Origin of the sequence: Mesorhizobium sp. B2-1-8 (assembly GCF_006442545.2) — a bacterium.
Lineage (GTDB): Bacteria > Pseudomonadota > Alphaproteobacteria > Rhizobiales > Rhizobiaceae > Mesorhizobium.
Map to the genome: position 1 here is coordinate 243,632 of NZ_CP083952.1, position 17,119 is coordinate 260,750.

The 17,119-nt window shown below is 62.1% G+C and carries 13 protein-coding genes; 7 read left to right on the forward strand and 6 right to left on the reverse strand.

Annotated elements, in window-relative coordinates; all coding sequences use genetic code 11:
- Nucleotides 1-149 precede the first annotated feature (149 nt).
- The 3 genes from FJ970_RS01130 (at nucleotide 150) to FJ970_RS01140 (ending at nucleotide 3,270) form a co-directional block, all read left to right on the forward strand.
- The gene (locus tag FJ970_RS01130; RefSeq protein ID WP_140760673.1) at nucleotides 150-2,057 is read left to right on the forward strand and encodes a propionyl-CoA synthetase; all 1,908 of its coding nucleotides are present in this window, start codon (nucleotides 150-152) and stop codon (nucleotides 2,055-2,057) included.
- Between the two features lie 146 nt (nucleotides 2,058-2,203).
- Nucleotides 2,204-2,839, forward strand: coding sequence for an acyltransferase family protein (locus FJ970_RS01135; protein WP_227791994.1), 636 nt, complete (start codon nucleotides 2,204-2,206; stop codon nucleotides 2,837-2,839).
- Nucleotides 2,794-3,270 carry a hypothetical protein gene (locus tag FJ970_RS01140; protein ID WP_227791995.1) on the forward strand — a complete coding sequence of 159 codons (477 nt, stop codon included), beginning with the start codon at nucleotides 2,794-2,796 and terminating at the stop codon, nucleotides 3,268-3,270. The genes FJ970_RS01135 and FJ970_RS01140 overlap by 46 nt, the downstream gene beginning before the upstream one ends.
- 351 nt (nucleotides 3,271-3,621) lie before the next feature.
- Here the strand turns inward: FJ970_RS01140 and FJ970_RS01145 are convergent, their stop codons facing one another.
- The 6 genes from FJ970_RS01145 to FJ970_RS01170 all read right to left on the reverse strand — a co-directional run bounded on the left by FJ970_RS01145 (nucleotide 3,622) and on the right by FJ970_RS01170 (nucleotide 11,205).
- Nucleotides 3,622-6,003, reverse strand: a complete 2,382-nt coding sequence (locus tag FJ970_RS01145; protein ID WP_140760670.1) for a polysaccharide biosynthesis tyrosine autokinase — start codon at nucleotides 6,001-6,003, stop codon at nucleotides 3,622-3,624.
- Nucleotides 6,004-6,151: 148 nt separating this feature from the next.
- Nucleotides 6,152-7,048: a UTP--glucose-1-phosphate uridylyltransferase gene (locus FJ970_RS01150; protein WP_140760668.1), complete on the reverse strand. Its 897-nt coding sequence runs from the start codon at nucleotides 7,046-7,048 to the stop codon at nucleotides 6,152-6,154.
- 74 nt (nucleotides 7,049-7,122) lie between these two features.
- Nucleotides 7,123-8,091: a glycosyltransferase family 2 protein gene (locus FJ970_RS01155; RefSeq protein ID WP_140760666.1), complete on the reverse strand. Its 969-nt coding sequence runs from the start codon at nucleotides 8,089-8,091 to the stop codon at nucleotides 7,123-7,125.
- Nucleotides 8,081-9,028, reverse strand: coding sequence for a glycosyltransferase (locus tag FJ970_RS01160; RefSeq protein ID WP_140760664.1), 948 nt, complete (start codon nucleotides 9,026-9,028; stop codon nucleotides 8,081-8,083). Before FJ970_RS01160 ends, FJ970_RS01155 begins: the two co-directional genes overlap by 11 nt.
- Nucleotides 9,028-10,017 (reverse strand): glycosyltransferase family 2 protein, encoded by a 990-nt coding sequence (locus FJ970_RS01165; RefSeq protein WP_140760662.1) that lies wholly within the window; start codon nucleotides 10,015-10,017, stop codon nucleotides 9,028-9,030. Before FJ970_RS01165 ends, FJ970_RS01160 begins: the two co-directional genes overlap by 1 nt.
- Before the next feature lie 15 nt (nucleotides 10,018-10,032).
- Nucleotides 10,033-11,205, reverse strand: a complete 1,173-nt coding sequence (locus FJ970_RS01170) for a glycosyltransferase family 4 protein (RefSeq protein ID WP_140760659.1) — start codon at nucleotides 11,203-11,205, stop codon at nucleotides 10,033-10,035.
- A gap of 440 nt (nucleotides 11,206-11,645) precedes the next feature.
- Here FJ970_RS01170 and FJ970_RS01175 point away from each other — a divergent pair, with 440 nt between their 5' ends.
- The 4 genes from FJ970_RS01175 (at nucleotide 11,646) to FJ970_RS01190 (ending at nucleotide 16,962) form a co-directional block, all read left to right on the forward strand.
- Nucleotides 11,646-12,962 (forward strand): glycosyltransferase family 4 protein, encoded by a 1,317-nt coding sequence (locus FJ970_RS01175; RefSeq protein WP_140760656.1) that lies wholly within the window; start codon nucleotides 11,646-11,648, stop codon nucleotides 12,960-12,962.
- Between the two features lie 244 nt (nucleotides 12,963-13,206).
- Nucleotides 13,207-14,001: a family 16 glycosylhydrolase gene (locus tag FJ970_RS01180; RefSeq protein ID WP_140760653.1), complete on the forward strand. Its 795-nt coding sequence runs from the start codon at nucleotides 13,207-13,209 to the stop codon at nucleotides 13,999-14,001.
- A 193-nt stretch (nucleotides 14,002-14,194) separates the two neighbouring features.
- Nucleotides 14,195-15,304 carry an acyltransferase family protein gene (locus FJ970_RS01185; protein ID WP_181178691.1) on the forward strand — a complete coding sequence of 370 codons (1,110 nt, stop codon included), beginning with the start codon at nucleotides 14,195-14,197 and terminating at the stop codon, nucleotides 15,302-15,304.
- Between the two features lie 164 nt (nucleotides 15,305-15,468).
- Nucleotides 15,469-16,962: a lipopolysaccharide biosynthesis protein gene (locus FJ970_RS01190; RefSeq protein ID WP_140760808.1), complete on the forward strand. Its 1,494-nt coding sequence runs from the start codon at nucleotides 15,469-15,471 to the stop codon at nucleotides 16,960-16,962.
- Nucleotides 16,963-17,119: the final 157 nt, after the last annotated feature.

The following is a 17,119-nucleotide window of genomic DNA, read 5'->3' on the forward strand; positions in this document are numbered from 1 at the left end:
TCGATCATCTATGGCGCATGCGCTCACGTCCTCCCCCTCGATACGTAGGTCACGATAGGGCATCTCAGACGAAAATCAGGGAAGACAGCGCCGGAAAAAACAGCATAGGCTGTTGGCAAGACGGCAAATCGATCCTGGGGAGGATGTGGATGGCTTCACGCTATCATGAGGTCTATGACGGCTGGAAGCGCGACCCGGAGAAATTCTGGGCCGACGCGGCCGGCGGCATCGACTGGTATTCGCCGTGGGACAAGGTGTTCGATGCCGCCGCCGGCGTCTATGGCCGCTGGTTCACCGGAGCGACCTGCAACACCTGCTACAATGCCCTTGACCGGCATGTTGCTGGCGGGCGGGCCGACCAGATCGCACTGATCCATGACAGCGCCATCACCGGAACGGTGAAGAAGTTCACCTATGCCGAACTCAAACGCGAAGTGGTGGCGCTGACCTCGGTCCTGAAGAATCGCGGCATCGGCAAGGGCGACCGCGTCATCATCTACATGCCGATGGTGGCGGAAGCGGCCATCGCCATGCTCGCCTGCGCCCGCATCGGCGCCGTGCATTCGGTCGTGTTCGGCGGCTTTGCCTCGCATGAGCTTGCCACCCGCATCGACGATGCGAGGCCGAAACTGATCATCTCGGCCTCCTGCGGCCTGGAGCCGGGCCGGGTGGTTGCCTACAAGCCGCTGCTCGACAAGGCCATCGAGATGTCCCGGCACAAGCCGGACGCCTGCCTGATCCTGCAGCGCGACCAGTTGCGCTGCGATCTGAAGGATCATTTCGACATCGACTATGCCGACGCGGTCGCCCGCGAGCGGGCGGCCGGCGCCAATGTCGACTGCGTGCCGGTGTTGGCCACCGACCCGCTCTACATCATCTACACCTCGGGCACGACCGGCCAGCCCAAGGGCATCGTGCGCGACAATGGCGGCCACATGGTCGCGCTGAAATGGACGATGGACAACGAGTTCGGTGTGAAGCCGGGAGAAGTGTTCTGGGCCGCGTCCGACGTCGGCTGGGTGGTCGGCCATTCCTACATCGTCTACGGCCCGCTGCTGCATGGCTGCACCAGCGTGCTGTTCGAAGGCAAGCCGATCGGCACACCCAATGCCGGCACCTACTGGCGGGTGATCGCGGAGCACGGCGTGGTCGCGCTGTTCACCGCGCCGACCGCCTTCCGCGCCATCAAGGGGCAAGACCCCAAGGGCGAGTTCGTGCCGAAATACGATCTGTCGAAATTCCGCACGCTGTTCCTCGCCGGCGAGCGCGCCGACCCCGAAACCATCAAATGGGCGGAGCAGAAGCTCGACGTACCGGTGATCGACCATTGGTGGCAGACCGAGACCGGCTCGCCGATGACGATCAACCCCGCCGGGCTCGGCCTGCTGCCGGTGAAATACGGCTCGCCCGGGGTGCCGATGCCGGGCTACGACATCCGCGTGCTCGACGATGCCGGCCACGAGGTGCCGCGCGGCACGCTGGGCAATGTCGTGGTCAAGCTGCCGCTGCCGGCGGGCTGCCTGACAACGCTATGGAACGCCGACGCCCGCTTCCGCCAAGCCTATCTCGATGAGTTCCCCGGCTTCTACAAGACGGCCGATGCCGGCATGATCGACGAGGACGGCTATCTCTATGTGATGGCACGCACCGACGACATCATCAACGTCGCCGGGCATCGGCTGTCGACCGGCGCCATGGAAGAGGTGCTGGCCGCCCATCCCGACGTCGCCGAGTGCGCCGTCGTCGGCATCGCCGATGCGATGAAGGGCCAAATTCCGCTGGGCTTCGTGGTGCTGAACGCCGGTGTCGCACGGGACGGTGGCGCCATCGAGAAGGAGGTGGTCGCGCTGGTGCGCGAGCGCATCGGCCCGGTCGCCGCCTTCAAGACCGTGGTGACGATCAAGCGCCTGCCCAAGACGCGGTCCGGCAAGATCCTGCGCGGCACCATGCAGAAGATCGCCGACAAGGAAGCGTGGACGATGCCGGCGACCATCGACGACCCCGCCATCCTCGAGGAAATCACGGCAGCGCTGAAGGCGCGCGGCATCGGCGTGTAGGGAGCAGTGCCCGACCCTGAGTGGAGCCAACGTTCCGCGATGTTGCGGCACGGCGAACTTTGTGATGACCGCAGGGAGCAATCGTTGATTGTGCAATGCAATATTCCACCTTAAACTTCCCGCGGGGGGCCATTCGACGGGATCGCATGGCTCAGCAAAAGACAACGTTTGGCGGTATCGATATCCTGCGGTTTCTCGCCGCCGTGCTGGTCATGGTCTACCACTACGGTTTCTGGGTGTGGGCCTATCCCGACGGTATCTCGGCGCAAGCCACGGGCGGCGTTCCGGCGCAGCCCGGTATAGGCGCCTGGGTCGAGTCCGGCTGGGTCGGCGTTGAGATCTTCTTCGTCATCAGCGGTTTCGTCATTGCCTTCAGCGCCGAGAATTCGACACCGCTGCGGTTCTTCGAGGCAAGGGTCAAAAGACTGGCGCCGGCGGTCTGGATCTGCGCGCCGATCACCGCGGCACTGCTGCTGCTCATTGGCTCGACCTGGCCGACCGACGCGGTGGTCAGGCTCGCCCGAACGGCCCTGTTCGCACCCTATGGTCCCTGGGTGGACAGCGTCTACTGGACGCTCGGCATCGAAATCGCCTTCTATGCCATCGTCTGGATCCTGCTGCGGCTCGGCCGCTTCCATCTGATGGAGAGGGTTGCCATCGTCATCGGCCTGGTCAGCACGTCGTTCTGGTGCCTCTATTATCCTTCGCCGAGACGCGCTGGCTGCAGCTCATCCTGGTGCATCATGGCTGCTTCTTCGCCGTCGGCGTGCTCATCTGGCTGATGCGGTTCAAGGCGATGACGCCTCCCCGCCTTGCTTTCTGCCTGCTGTTCCTCGGCGGCGGCGTGCTGCAGATCGCGAGTTCCGTCGACGTCCACAGCATCAAGGTCGCAGCCGCCATGCCCTACGCGCCGCCGATCCTGATGTTCCTCGCAGCCATCGCCCTGATGGCATGGTCGCTGCGGCTCGATCTCAGTTGGAGCGGCTGGCGCCGGATCGGGCTGATGACCTATCCGCTCTATCTGATCCACGACGTCATCGGCGCGTCGATGCTCGGCGCCATGGTGCGCGCCGGGCTGCCATATCTCCCGTCGATGGCAATCGTCGGCGCGACCATGATCGCGGCAAGCTGGCTGGTGGCAACCGAGGCCGAACCGCGCATCCGGCTGCTGCTCGACTACACGCTCTTCCGCTACCGGCTCAAGACGGCGTAGGCGATGCGACGCTCCGCTTCATGTCCGGCCGCATGAACGGTGGCGGGACGGCCGAAGCTTTGCGCAATTTCGAATGAGAACCGCAGCCCACTCCTAGAGCGGTTCAGTGTTTGTTGGAATCGCCGAACCGCTCTAACTCTTTGTTTTCACGCAATTCCCTAGGGAAAGCGCTACGCGCTTTTCCCGGGAAAACCGCTACGCACTTTTCCTGGAATTGCTCTAATGCATGTCGCCCGGAAGTGTCCTCGGTTCCGGGACAACGACATGCATAAAATCAGAAGCTTACCAGCAGGTCCGGCGAATCCTATTCGCCGCGACATGCTGTAAGAGAATAGTGGGCGACGACCTGCCTCAGACCGCTGCCTTGCTACGCACTTCCGACTTGTCGAGATAGTAGGTCGAGTACTTGTCGAAGAATTTCTCCGAGGCCCCGATCGATCCGTATTTGGCGAGCTTCTTCAGGTCGACCTTGTTCAGCACCGCGCCCACGATCTTGTTGGCGACATAGGGTTCGGATTCCAGCATCGAGCGCACCATGGCGCGCGGCGTGCGACCCCATTCGGTGACCAACACGAAGCCGTCGACGAGCGGTGCGAAGGCCTTGGCGTCGACCACCGGCCCGAGCGGCGGCAGATCGACGACGATGTATTCGAACGTCTCCTTGGCGTTCTCGATGAAGCGGCGCATGCCGGCCGAGGAGAGAAGCTCGCTGGTGTGCGAGAAATGCCCGCGCGACACGGCCGGGATGATCGCCAGCTTGGTCTGCCTGTCGATCTTGCCGACGGACTGCCAGGTCTGGCCGCTCACCACTGCTTCCATCAACCCTTGCTCGGCTTCCATGCCGAGGCTGCGGCTAAGGCCCGGATTGCGCAGGTCGCCGTCGATGAGCAGCGTCCTGGCGCCGTTGGCGGCCAGCAGCCCGGCGAGATTGGCGGCGACCGTCGACTTGCCTTCGCCGGGCAGGACCGAGATCACGCCGATGACGCGACTGGCTTGCCCTTCCAATACCACGTCGAAGGCGATCTTGGCGCTGCGCAGCGTTTCGGAGAACATCGATGCCGGAGCGTCGATGCTCACCCGCATTCGCGCGCGCCTTTCGATGGCAGCCGGCGTTCTGGCAACCTTGAGATCTGGCTCGCCCGGCTTGTCTTCCTTCATCGGTTTGCCGCCGATGGTGGGCAGGTAACCGAGGAATTTGAGGCCGACGCGGTCGCGCACCTCCTCGCCGGTCCTGAAGAACCGTTCGTTGAACTCGTTGAGGCCGCCGAAGCCGGCGCCCATCAGAACGCCGAGCACCAGCGAAAGACCGAGCACGACCATGGTGCGGGGGCTCGAGGCGGCAAGCGGCGTCGACGCGTCCGAGATGATGCGGATCTTGCCGACAGGGAAGGATTGCTGCTGCGCGGCTTCCTCATAACGGCCGAGGAAAGTCTGGTAGAGCGTCGTCAGCGCCGTCGCCTTCTGGTCGAGTTCACGCAGCTTGACTTGCGACTGGTTGTCGATGGAGCTCTTGCCTTGTGCGGCAGCGACATTGGCCCTGAGCGCCGTCTCGCGCGCCAGAGCCACCTCATACTCGTTGCGGTAACTTTCGGTGAGTTGCTTCAGCTCGCCGAATATCTGGGCCGAAATGTCTGCCTTTTCCTTGGCGAGCGCCACGGCTTGGGGATGCTGGGCGCCGAAATTCGCCTCGACATCCTGCTGCCGTTTGGCGACCGCGAGATAGCGTGTCTTCAGCGCCGCGATGACCGAGCTGCTTGGCTGGTCGCTCGATATTGCGGCGTCCTTGAAAGCGTTGTCCGAGCCGCTGTCGACGATCGACTTGTACTGCTGGTAGCGGGCGCTGGCACGTGCCGTGTCGGCCTGCGCCACGATGAGCTGCGCGTTCAGGTCGGCAAGCTGCTTGTCGCTCATCAGCTGGCCGTCGCTGTTGGCGGAAAGACCATGCTCGGCCCTGAATTTCTCGACCGCGAGCGATGCCTGCCGCGAGCTTTCGCGCAGTTCGGTCAGCCGGCCCTGCAGCCAGACCGCCGCGCGCTCGGTGGCATCGAAGCTGGCATCGAGCTGGTCGGCGAGATAGGCGTCGGCATAGGCCTTGGTGATGGCTTTCGCCAAACCCGGATCCGTCGCCTGGTAGCCAAGCGCGATGACGTAGCTTCGCCCGACGCGATCGGCTCGGATCTCGTTCTGCAGCTTGAGGATCGCATAGTCGCGTCGCGACGTGGCGATCAGCGCATCGCGCGTGGCGGGGTCGAGCTTGGAGATATCGCCGACACCCGGCATGACCGGGCTCGGACGGACATACTGGATCAGACCGCGGACCAAGCCGACGCCTTGGGCAAGGGCCGACTGCGGCGGGTTCATGAACGCGTCGTTCTGGTCGAGTTTCAGCTTGTCGACGACCACGGCGGCAAGCCGCGTCGAGGTCAGGATTTCGATCTGGCTGAGGATGGCGGAATCGGTCTGCATGGTTGTCGACGCCGCCGAGATGTCGTCGACGATCTTGTTCAGCCCCTCGTCGATCAGCACGCTGGCGACCGACTGGTATTTGGGCGGCGTCGTCTGCAGATAGAGCAAGCCCAGGAAAAGACCGATGATGGCGCACACGCCAACCACCTTGGCCTGCCGCGCGGCCATGCCAAGCAGCCGCTCCACGTCGATGAAGTCTTCGCCGTTTCCTGCGTCCGGATTCGGCAATGGCATCCTCTTGTCGAGAGGAAAGTTGGCATAATTCATCTTCGGTCCAATTCTGACTTGTCTCGCTCGCAGGCCCCGGGAAGATCGGGAGCATTGGCGGGCGCGACACACACTTGGTGCCGGATGGCGCGGAGCCGGCCGGCCCCTCCGCCGTCAGCCGCCCGACAATGCTCCCGAAAGATGGGCATTATGCGGCTTCTTCCTGGCGTTCATGCGTCCGGACGAACTCCCGGAGCATCTCGAAGACCGGGCCCTTCATGTCGTCGCGCGCCAGCGCGAAGGCGACATTGGCCTGGATGAACCCTTCCTTGGAACCGCAGTCGAACATGCGGCCCTTGAAAGGCTGGGCAAAGAATGGCTGCTCCTGCGACAGGCGGACCATGGCGTCGGTCAGCTGGATTTCATTGCCGGCGCCGCGTTGCTGGTTGCCCAGAAGCTGGAAAATCTCGGGCTGCAGGATGTAGCGGCCGTTGATGTAGAAGTTCGACGGCGCGTTGGCCGGCGCAGGCTTTTCGACCATGGCCGTCACCTCGAAGCCGCCGCCAATGTCGGCGCCACGGCCGACGATGCCGTATTTGTTGGTCTCGCTTGGGTCGCAGCGCTCGACGGCGATGACGTTGCCGCCGGTCTCGGCATACAGGTCGGTGATCTCGGCCAGGCATCCGCGCCCGCCGAAGGAGACCATGTCGGGCAAAAGCAGGGCGAAGGGCTCGTTGCCGATGACCTCGCGCGCGCACCAGACGGCATGGCCGAGGCCTTGCGGCGATTGCTGGCGGATGAAGGAGGTGGCGCCGGCCACCGGAAGCAGGCTTTCCAGCGACTGCAGTTGCGCCTTCTTGCCAGTCTGCTCCAGGGTTCCGATCAGTTCGGGATGGAGGTCGAAATAGTCCTCGATGACCGCCTTGTTGCGGCCGGTGACGAAAACGATGTGCTCGATGCCGGCCTCGAAGGCCTCGTCCACCGCATATTGCACGACGGGCCTGTCGACGACGGGAAGCATTTCCTTCGGCATCGACTTGGTCGCCGGCAGGAACCGTGTTCCAAGCCCCGCCACCGGTATCACGGCCTTCCTGATTTTCTTCATCGCAAATTCCTTCTGAGGAGATCGACTTCAGTCCATTCACAGGCCACGAAAAATCCCTCCATGTGCCTGCATCTTCACCTCCCCACCCCCACGGCAAACTGTGCCGCTACTCTTCGCAACCGCACGGCGATCGGCATGCCCATATGCCTGACCGCCGCCGGGTCGCTGAGCGCCGTCCGGATCGCCTTGAACGGGGACCGCGCCTTGATGTGCTGGACCATCGCCAGGAACGAGGCCGCCTTGCGCAGGCTGCGGCCGCGCCGGGCGAAGGCTGCCTGGGCCGCCTCGTCCATCCGATGGGTTTGAGCGAATTCGGCATCCGCCTTGCGCATCGCCTCGACATGATGAGGCTCGAGCACGCGCGAGATGGAACCGCCGCGGATATGATAGGCATAGCCGATATCGGGCTCGACCACGCATCTGCCACCAACGGCCAGGGCTTCGGCAAACAGGATGTAGTCCTCGCCGATCCTCAGTTTCTCGTCATAGCGCAGCCGGTTTTCGTCGAGGAAACTGCGCAGGAAGATCGGCTTGAGGTAGCCGAGATTGAATTTCGATTCGAAGACGACATTGCCGGCGATGTAGGTGGCCAGCGAAATCTCGCGCAGGTCTTCCAGATACTGGCGCGGGAACATCGCGTCCTCGACCACGCCGTCCTCGCGGACGACCTGGAGATTGTCGACAGCGATCTGGGCCTTCGCCTTTTCGGCGCGGCCGATCATGGCGGCGATGCGGCCGGGAAAGACGGCGTCGTCGGAATCGAGAACCGCGATCCACCTGCCGCGGGCGGCGTCGAGCCCGGCATTCCTGGCCCCTCCGGGACCCCTGTTCTTTTCCAGCGCCACGACGCGCACGATGTGTTCGGGATAGGCCCGCGCCACATCGAGTGTGCCGTCACGCGACTTGTCGTCGACGACGATGATCTCGAGGCTGACACCCTTCTGGGCGATGGCGCTGGTGATCGCCCGATCGAGGGTTGCCTCGGCATTGAAGGCGGCAATCACAAAAGAAACATCGGGGACGAAGGCAATATCAGGCTGCACGCTTGCCTCCTTCCCCTGCTGGCTGGCCGTAGAGGCGCAGTTCGCGGACACCGACAAGGCCGCTGACGACGCCGACATGCATGATGCCGCGCAGTACGCTGCGGTTCCTGCGTATCGGGCTGGCGGCAACCGGAAGTGCGGCGGCGAAGCAATAAGCGGCCTTTGCCGCCGCAAGGCCGGCCTGCTTCGCCCGCGCGATGCCGCTGGCGTTGCGGCCCAGGAGGTGGCCGTGCGTCTGGCCGACCCGGAAACGGCGACGGCTGAGCCAGTCGAACGCGGCCCTGGCCCGCGGCACCGCCTCGTCCACCCATGCCTCCGGGGCAAAGGCGATCCGGCCGCCTGCCTTGTGCATCTGGTCGAAGAATTCGGTGTCCTCGCCGCCAGTCTGGCCGCGCGCCAGGCTGAAGCGACGGCCGCGCAGGCTGTCCGATCCCATGCGCAGCAGGACGTTGCAGGTGTAACCGGTGCGGATTTCGCCGCGCACGCGGACCGGCAAGGTGGAATGGAAATCGCCGCGGCGCATCCAGTCCGGCGCATCCGGGCGATAGAGCGCGCGTACCGGGCCGAGAACCGCGGCGGCGCCGCTCGTCTCGGCCGCCGCCACCAGTTCGGCGAGCCAGTGGGCGGTGGCGGTCTCGTCGTCGTCGATAAAGGCCAGGAAATCCGCCTCGCTGGCGTCGAGGCAAGCGTTGCGGGCAATCGAGATGTTACGCGCCGGGCAATGCCGGTAGCGGACCGGCAGCTTCAATTCCTGCGACAGCACCGTCACCAACTCCCTGGCGCTCGGCATGTCGTCATTGTCGGCGACGATGACGCCGACCTCGAAGCCGTCAGGCACGGCAAGAGCGGCGAGCGAGCGCAGCGTATCGGCCAGTTCCGGACGCCGGAACGTGCACACGCCGATGTCGATGCTGCGGCTCCTGGCCTCGACCGCCATCACGCCGCCCTCCGCCGCGCGCCGAGGCCGAGAAGCTGCAGCCAGAAACCGACGGACCAGCCGAAATGCATCACCATAGCCGAGACGCCGGCAAGCGCGATGTCGGCATTGCGCTGGCCGATGGCCGTCACCAGGCCATAGCCCAGGCACACCGCCGCCCACAGCAACAGCGGCAGCGCCGCGATCCAGTGCACGAAGGAGAAGGCGGCCAGCAGAACCACCGGGAAGACCGCCAGCGGCACCATCTGCCTAACCTTCGGGATCACGCGGTGTTTCAGCACATTCTTGGCCCGGCCACGGCCATAGCCGAGATACTGGAAATAGAGGCCGCGCAGCGAGGTGCGCGGATAGTAGACCATATGCGTCCTGCCGCTCATCCAGATTCTGTAGCCGGCCTGCCTCAGCCGATAGTCGAGTTCCGCATCCTCGTTGTGGCTGAACGTCTCGTCATAGCCGCCGACGGCCTGGAAGGCCGAAATCCGCATCAGCGCGTGATGGCCGTGGTCGACCCATCCCCCGGCGGAGAGGTGGCGATGCTTGGAGCCGCCGGTGCCGAGCTTGGAGTTCTGCGCCGCCGCCACCGCTTTCTGCACGGTGCCGCTGCCGCTGGTCAGCATCGAAACCACGACCGAATCGGCGCCGGTGGCCGACGCCTCCTCGACCAGCCGGTCGCAATAGTCGTCGGGATAACCGCCATGGGCATCGATGCGGATCAGATATTGCGCGCCCTCGCCGAATTTGGCCACCGCCAGGTTGATCGCGGCACTCTGGATGCGCTTTTCATTGTGAAGCAGGATGATGCGCGGATCGTTCCTCTGGCGCTCGCCGACGATGGCCAGCGTACCGTCGGTGCTGCCGCCGTCGGCAACGACGATCCGCGCGCCAAGCCGTTCCGCCGCCGGGCAGAGCCGGTCGAGCAGCGCACCGATATGGGTTGCCTCGTTGAGACATGGGATCACGATCAGGCTGGGGGCAAGCGCTTGCGTCATCGGGCGATGTCCATCCTATGCCAAGGCCTCAGTCGCGACGGGTTCGCGCACGGTGGTCAGCCGGCGCAGTTTTTCGACCAGGGCGCTGCAATCGCTGCGATCGTAGCTCCACATCCTCGGATTGTGCGCCAGCACGCGCGCCTTCAGCCTGCCGAAGCGGTGCTGTTCCATCCTGCCAAGTGCGGTTTCGAGCGCCTCGGGCGTGGCCTGCGGCAACAAAACGCCGATATCCCGCTGCCGCAGGAACCGTCCGGTCTCGGTGTTGTCCATCGAGATCGGCACCGCGCCGAAGCGGCAGCCTTCATAAAGGCGGTTGGGCAGCAGCCATTCGGAGTTCTGTCCCTCCTCGAAGAAATCGATCGCCCAGGAGAAATGGACGTCCTGATAGATCGCCGCCATGTCCTCCGGGTTGCGATACGGCCCGCAAAACGACAGGTAAGGTTCGGCATCGACGAAGGCATGGAAATCCGGAAATTCGGAAAGTGCCGGACGGCCGCGCAGCACGATCTCGAATCGACCCTCCATGCGGCGCGTGAAACCGGCCAGCAGTTCGAGCGAGCGGCGGCACCGAAGCGCCCCGAACCAGCCGATCCGCCATGGCGGGGCGACAGGTCCTTCCACCGCCTCGCGTTCACCAGGCAGAACAGCCGCTGCCTCGAAATACTTGTTCTCGATCAGTTCCACCGGTGCCGCGACCTGGCGGAACGGCTTGAAATAATTGGCGATGAAGGCCGGCGAACTCGTCACCAGCAGCTTCACATCCCGCGCCAGATGGCGCTCGGTGGCGCGCAGCGTCTTGCCCAGGGCATCGTCGCGGAGCACCAGGCGGTGAATGTCCAGGCATTCATAGACGATCGGGACAGCGGCGCCGAAAGCCGACCTTGCACGGCGGGCCAGCGCCAGCATTTCCAGATTGCGCGCGATGATGAGATCGGGCCTCGGCGTGCCCCTCAGCTTCGTGCGAAGCGAAACCGCCGCCTTCGCCACCGCCGCCAGGCGGTGGGAGAATCGGCCGTCGCGCGTCGCGCCAAGGTCGATCGGCCGCAATCCTTCAACGTCGGCAATCGGATTCGCGGTGCGGCGGAAGCCCGCCAGGGTGACCTTGGCGCCACCTGCCCTGAGCATCGTGGTCCGCCGGCGAACCGCCGGGTCGGAAACATCGTGCACCAGGTACAAGACATGCAGCATGAAAACTCGATCGCTGTTGGCCCACCCGAAGGGAAGCCTAGTACAGCTCTTGCTGCATCGCAACATTTTTGGTGCGGCGTAGCAAAATCGCCATCTCTACCGCACCGCACAAAACACATGATCCAATTTTTTGACAGCGCTGGCGCGCCCATACAATCGAACCATCGGAGGCGACATGGCCTGCCGCGCCCGGAAATCGGGGCGTTTCGCTTGCAAAGCCGGCAAAATGACGATCACATCAGGCCAAATCGCTCCCACCCGGCAAAAGAGCTAACAGTTAATCAATTGCTAAAATCATATTGCACCGCAACAAAAAATGGTGTTGAATTCTTGTCAGGGAAGTTGGGCCTCGAGGTTGGCCAGGGATCCGCTGGCTGCATTCTGTTGCAGCGCGGCAGCATGCTTTTCTGCATCTTTGGAATAGCTTGCGAATATCCCCGATGCCGCTGCTTGAAGACGAGTGGTTCCGTATGGGCAAATCTCTTCGCATCGCCGTCTATGACGACAAGTATCCGACCAGCTTCGTTACGCCGCGAGCGTCCAGGCATACGATCCTGCGACAGCGATTTCTGCCATTGAATCTGGTCTCGTCCAAGCTGGAAGGCGTGACGCTGATCGAGCCTGCCTTCTCTGTCGACATGGTGCATGCATTTAACCGGATACCGATCAATTCATCCAAGTACATCATGTCGTTTGAATCCCATTTGCCGCGACAGTTTGCCCTTCGCAAACGCGGGTTGATGGCCCGCTATCTCAGGTCGCGAATTGCCAGCACAAGCTGCCGTCGCATCATCGCACTCTCGCATTTTGCCCGCAGAAGTTTTCTGGCCCAGCACAGCGACAATCCGGAAGTCGGCCTCCTGATGGAGAAGCTGTTGGTCCGCCACCCGAACGTCGTGGTGCCGGCGACGGAAGACGCGATGTCCGAAAACAGCGCCGAGGAACTGGTGCTGACATTTGTCGGCGCTCACTTTGGCCGCAAGGGCGGATGCGTTGCGGTCAAGATCGCCGAAAAAGCCATCCAGCAGAAATTGCCAATTCGGGTGAACGTTGTCTCAAGTCTCCAGGTTGGCGGCCATATATGGACGGATCCGACAAGTCCGGGATTCTTCGACCCCTATATCAAGCTGCTCGAACTGAGAAACGTCCAGCATTACGGGGTGTTGCCTAACCAATCGGTCCGACAATTGCTGCGCAACTCGCATTTCGGCATCCTCGCCACGTTTGGCGACACTTTCGGCTATTCAGCGCTGGAATCGATGTCAGAGCACACCCCTGTTCTTGGAACAAAGGTCTGCGCCTTGCCGGAATTCCTCGAGGACGGCATCAACGGGATTGCCTTGCCTGTCAGGCTCGACGACATCGGCGATTGGTGGAGTCCGGGATACGACTCGCGGGGGGAGGCGAAGTATGCCGAATATTTCCGTGATGAGGTCGAACGGCTCGCCAGTTTGGCCATCGACCGATTGAAGCCGTATATTGGGCAACCCGCCTTGATGGCGCCGCTCCGGCGCGATGCCCGCAGGACCGCGGAGACCATGTTCGGGGCAGAACCCGCAGGCGCGTTTCTCGATGCGCTTTACGATCGTGTCGCATTGGAAAGAGTGCGCGAGCCTGTGCAACTCGATCCTGCCCTCGATGTTGCGTCTCCCCAGTGCTTGCAGCTTGAAAGCGTTCGACTCGGTCCATCGCAGTTTGAACCTGGCGGGCAAAATACAGTGGGACGGACCCACCCCCCGATTGCCTCCGCGGCTTGAGCGCCTCTCCAGGAGTTGCAGCGCTGCTCTTGGCCTGCGCCCGCCGGCAATCTCCTGACACGAAAGGCCTTTTTCTGCATTGCAATATTTTTGATGCAATGCAGCAAAAAATCGCCTTATCATTGGTGTATGGCTCAATCACCGAAGTGGCGCCCATGCCACTGGAACGCCACGGCCGCGTCGAACGGCCGGCTTTGGCATCGTCGCCGCTGACAAGGTCAAGGCGACCCAATGGAGGCTAGCGATGAATTCCACACGCAGACAATTCCTCACGCTTCTGGCGGCCTCCTCCGCCATGCAATGGGTCGCCGGCCATGCATTGGCCGAGAGCGCCACGGCGGGAAGCGGGAATGTTGCCCTCGACAAGCTTCCCGACTGGTCGGGTGTCAAGCTGCAACTTTGGAAATACAACAATCCCTTCGTGCCGTCGCAGTGGAGCGAACCCAAGCTTGGAGGTTACGACTGGAAAGCCGCTAACGTCAAAATCGTCGACGGCGCGCTTCAGCTTACCGTCAGCGAGAAGGCGTCCGCAGAGGTAATGTCTGGCGCCAACTCAGCTTCCTCATCGGCAAAATGGGAAGTGGACGTAACGCTTCCCACGATGAAGCCAGGGCTAATCGCGGCGCCGCTTTGGATTTTCAACGACAAGGCCCATGAGGAAGTCGACTTTGAGATCGTCGGCACCAAGGGGATGCAGATTACTGTCTGGGCGAACGTCGACAACAAGCACAAGACCGTTTGGGTCAAATTGATCCAGCCTGGCGACCTCTCGGGCAAACGATATCGCCTCGGCATGCAATATGAGGCGGGGAAAAGAGTTGCCTTCTTCATCGACGGTAAGGAAGTGGCCGTCGTAACGCCGGCCGACACCCCCGGCGGAGCGTTTCCGAACAAGCCCATGCAGCCGTATTTCGACCTGTGGGTGGCGGCAGGCGCGACCATGGATCCGCGCTGGGCCGGCAAATGGGAGCCAATGGCCACCTCGGAGAGACTGGTCATGACACTCCACGGATACAAGCGCAGTAACGTCGGTCAATGAGCTGAGCCTTCACGGCGCCAAGGCTGCTTTGTCGAGCATCAAGGCATGGGCGCCGGGAATGCTGCATCGCAACAATTTTGGCGCGGCGTTCCACGTTTTCTGTTGCACTGCAAAATTATTGCCGTAGTTTGTGTTCGGCGGCGGTTGTGGATTTCGGGCTGCGGAATCCGCGCAAAGATCAGGAATCCTGAATTTGGAAGCCAATCCATTCGATCAAACAGAGAGAGCGCTGCGAGAGCCGGTCGTACCCGGACATGTCGGGCGCACGCCTGTACCAGATCAACGCATAGTATGGGTGGATATCTGTCGGGGATTTGGCATCATACTCGTGGTCGTTGCGCACATTTTCATCGTGAGCCACGATCCAGTTAAGCAGTACATGGCCTGGGGCATATTCCTTTTTCATATGCCGCTTTTTTTCATCCTCTCCGGCTATTTCTACTCGCCTTCCTCCACCTCAGAGCTTGCCAGGAAACGGAGCCAGTCCCTCCTTCTTCCCTATGTCGGGTTTCTGGCGACACTCGTTGTTCTCGACGTCATATGGACCTATGCGCGAGGCCAGACACTCGCACCATGGCAGTTCCGCGAAATCGCGATCCATAGCGTACTGGGCGGCCAGTTTCTCGACGGGAAGTTCGGCACTTTCTGGTTCGTGACGTGTCTGTTCCTCACGCAACTGGCATACAACTTCGTCGGCGCGAGGTCGCAATCAGCCCTGTCGCCTGCGGTGCTGACTCTGGTCGCCTGCTCATGCGCCTTAGGCTACCTGGTGATGCACGAGTTCCCGGCGGCAAGAACACCATGGGCAATATCTTGCATTCCAATCGCGATGGTTGCCTTTTGGTTTGGCCACATGCTGGCTCAGAGGCCTTCACTTGGCCAGTTTTCGATCACTTTCCTGTCCGGCGCTTTCGTCATTTGTACCGTGGCGGCAATCGCCGGCGTGCATTTTAGCTTTAGCATGAAGGATACAAATTTCGGCCCGCCTTTGCTTGGCATTCTGCTCGCGACGGCGCTTTCGGTTGCGGTTATGCTGACCACAATGAAGCTGAGCAATTGGCCTCCAGCAGAGTGGCTTATCCCTGTGGGCAGAGCGTCTCTGGTGATCATGTTCGTGCATCAGTTCGTGCATTTCACGTTGCGGGACCTGGGTGTATCGCGGGATTTGGAACTGATCCTGGCGGCTGTGATCGTTCCGTTTGCCCTGTGTCTGGTGATGGACCGGTTCTGGTTTTCGCGCTGGATGTTTTTGGGCAAGGCACGGAAACCGATCCCCGGGAATAAATTGGCAAACGCCGCCTGAGCCACCAGGGAGCGCGGCTTGCCGCACCACGAACGGCACTGCAGCATTTCTTGTACAGAGCGAAAAAGAACGGCGTTTTTTGTTGCACTGCAAAATTATTGCCTTAGGGTTGTTCCGGGCGGTGTTCGTGGATCCAGGGATCCGTGCAAATCAAGGATTCCGCTTTGGAAACCAGTCCATTCGATCCGCCGGAAGGCTCGTTGCGCAAATCAGTTGGACGTGGCGCAGTTGTGACCGCCCTGTCGCAATCCGTGCGAGTCGCGACGCAAATCATCTCTGTCATTGTCTTGTCGCGGCTCTTGTCGCCCCAAGATTTCGGCGTCGTTGCGATGTGCGCGCCGGTGCTGGCCTTCATCGCGCTGTTTCAGGATTTCGGCCTAACCCAAGCGACGATCCAGAAGTCGGCAATCCGGCATGAGGAGGTCAATTATCTATTCTGGATCAATGTTGCCGTCAGCGCTGTCCTGGCCTGCGTTCTCGCCGGAGCAGCACCGCTGGTTGCCGGTTTCTACGGGGAACCCCGCGTCACGGGCCTGGTGGCCGCGTTCGGCCTGCAGATCATGGCCTACGGACTGGGTGCGCAGCATCTGGCGTTGCTGACACGCCGGATGCAGTTCGACCGGCTCGCCCTGATCGACGTTGCCAGCGCTATCGCGGGGCTGGCAGTATCCATTGCCTGGACGTACATCGACCGCTCATACTGGGCGCTGTTTGCCGGCACATTGACGGGCGCCGTGCTACCGACCCTCTGTTATTGGGCCAGCTCGCGCTGGCGGCCCGGCCGGCCGCGCAATGTCGCAGGGATCAGCGAGTTGATGAACTTCGGCGCTGGCGTCACGGGCTTCAACTTCGCCAATTTTTTTGCCCGCAACCTGGACAATGTACTGATCGGAAAATACTGGGGAGAGGCTCAGCTCGGCCTTTATGACCGTGCCTACAAGCTGCTCCTGTTTCCGCTCAGCCAGATCACCAATCCGTTGTCGAAGGTGATGGTGCCGGCGCTCTCAAGGCTGAAAGACGAACCGGACCGTTACCGCAGCGCATTTCTTCGCGTGATCCCGCTGATCCTGATTGTGGCGCTTCCTGGCGTCGCGTTTGCCGCGGCGATGTCGGACACTCTCATTCCGTTCGTGCTCGGTGAGCAGTGGCGCGCAAGCGCCAGCATCTTCTTCGCTCTTGGATTTGCCGGGCTCCTGCAGCCTCTCAACAACCCGTCAGGATGGCTGTTCGTCAGCCAAGGTCGCTCTGGCGACCTCATGCGCTGGGGCGTCGTCACAGCGGTGACGTCGATCATCGCCTTCCTGCTTGGCTTGCCCTATGGCGCCTTGGGTGTGGCGAGCGCCTATGCAATCAGCGAGTATCTGAGAACACCGTTCCTGTGGCTTTATGTCGGCAGGAGCGGGCCGCTGCAAGCCCGCCACATGTTCCGGACGGCTACTCCGTTCGTTCTTGGCGCCCATACGGCGCTGGCCGCAGTCTGGTTCATCAAGCCGCTGCTGCCACAGCAGCATATCTTCGCCTTGGCAAGCGGCGCCGTCCTTGCCTACCTGATTACTATTGTGGTCGCGCTGGCATTCACGGCGGGCCGCGAAGCCTTACGCGAGGCCATGCAAATCCTCCACACAAGGACGGCTGTGGCTGCACCGCGCGAGGCGTGACATCTGCGCATTCCTCCGGACCGGGTTCTGGGCCATTGCACCCGCACGGCTATAGCATGTCGCGGCGAATAGGATTCGCCCGACCTGCTGTAAGCTTCTGATTTCATGCATGTCGTTATCCCGGAACCGAGGACGCTTCCGGGCGACATGCATTAGA

Excerpts from the sequence above, each read along its gene's own strand:
- FJ970_RS01130 (WP_140760673.1), top strand. The coding sequence starts at position 150 with ATGGCTTCACGCTATCATGAGGTCTATGACGGCTGGAAGCGCGACCCG.
- FJ970_RS01160 (WP_140760664.1), bottom strand. The coding sequence starts at position 9,028 with ATGGCGGTCGAGGCCAGGAGCCGCAGCATCGACATCGGCGTGTGCACG.
- FJ970_RS01175 (WP_140760656.1), top strand. The coding sequence starts at position 11,646 with ATGCCGCTGCTTGAAGACGAGTGGTTCCGTATGGGCAAATCTCTTCGC.
- FJ970_RS01150 (WP_140760668.1), bottom strand. The coding sequence starts at position 7,048 with ATGAAGAAAATCAGGAAGGCCGTGATACCGGTGGCGGGGCTTGGAACA.
- FJ970_RS01145 (WP_140760670.1), bottom strand. The coding sequence starts at position 6,003 with ATGAATTATGCCAACTTTCCTCTCGACAAGAGGATGCCATTGCCGAAT.
- FJ970_RS01180 (WP_140760653.1), top strand. The coding sequence starts at position 13,207 with ATGAATTCCACACGCAGACAATTCCTCACGCTTCTGGCGGCCTCCTCC.
- FJ970_RS01165 (WP_140760662.1), bottom strand. The coding sequence starts at position 10,017 with ATGACGCAAGCGCTTGCCCCCAGCCTGATCGTGATCCCATGTCTCAAC.
- FJ970_RS01170 (WP_140760659.1), bottom strand. The coding sequence starts at position 11,205 with ATGCTGCATGTCTTGTACCTGGTGCACGATGTTTCCGACCCGGCGGTT.
- FJ970_RS01135 (WP_227791994.1), top strand. The coding sequence starts at position 2,204 with ATGGCTCAGCAAAAGACAACGTTTGGCGGTATCGATATCCTGCGGTTT.